Below are 1,099 nucleotides of genomic sequence, written 5' to 3' on the forward strand. Positions count from 1 at the left end.
GAGTATCCCACTAATTATTTCGAAGTTTAAATAAATTATTATTCGTAAGGGAGAGTTATTAATGGAAAATAAAAATAGAGGTTTTCAAACTAGTTGTATTCACTCTGGAGAAGAATGGAACAAGAGTGGTCATTTGAGTCCCCCAATATGTCAATCTACAGCATTTGAATTTCCCAACACTGAGGAAGGTGCACGTAGAGCAGCAGATATACATGCGGATGAGTTTTACGGAAGATGGGGTAGTAGAAATGAAAGGGAGTTTGAAGCGATTATAGCTGCATTAGAAGGAGCAGAAGATGCCGTATCTACTTCTTCAGGATTAGCAGCAATATCGATGGTATTCCATGCTTTACTGCAACCAGGAGACCATTGTGTTGCTGTACATAATTGTTATTCCGAGTCGAAAATATTAATCGAGGAATTATGCAAACAACATTCTGTTGAACTTACAATGATTAGTTCAGAGGATATTGAAAACTATAGGAATGCCATTAACCCAAATACAAAACTTGTATATGCAGAAACACCAGCAAATCCAACTATCACTCTTGTAGACATTCAAGAAGTGTCTAGGATTACAAAAGAACAGAGTGACGCAATCTTTGTAGTGGATTCCACTTTTGCAACACCATACAATCAACAACCTTTAAAGCTCGGAGCCGATATTGTACTACACTCGGCAACGAAGTATATTGGCGGTCACTCTGATGTTGTAGCTGGAGTTTGTGCAGGAAACAAAGACTTAATGAGTAAAGTGAGAAAAGCATTTTCGTTCCATGGTCCGAAATTAGATCCTTTTGCAGCATGGCTTTTATGCCGCGGTGTGAGAACTTTAGGATTGCGAGTTCAAAAACATAACGAAAATGCTTTGAAAATAGCTACATTCCTCGAAAATCACCCTATGGTAAATAAGGTATATTATCCATTCCTTAAAAGTCACAAACAACATGATATAGCCGCTCGTCAAATGACTGGTGGGGGAGGAATGGTTTGCTTCGAGGTAAAAGGTGGAATGAACTCGGGTCTTTCACTTATATCTAACGTGAAACTTAATAAGATGGCTGTTAGTCTTGGTGGTTATTCAAGCACCATTACACAC

At 38.4% G+C, this 1,099-nt stretch carries 1 protein-coding gene; it reads left to right on the forward strand.

Annotated elements, in window-relative coordinates; genetic code table 11:
* Nucleotides 1-61: 61 nt before the first annotated feature.
* A partial coding sequence (locus tag ACWF79_RS34835; protein ID WP_453732178.1) for a trans-sulfuration enzyme family protein occupies nucleotides 62-1,099 on the forward strand: 1,038 nt, incomplete at its 3' end.

The sequence above is a fragment of the Streptomyces sp. NPDC054975 genome (genome assembly GCF_053609105.1).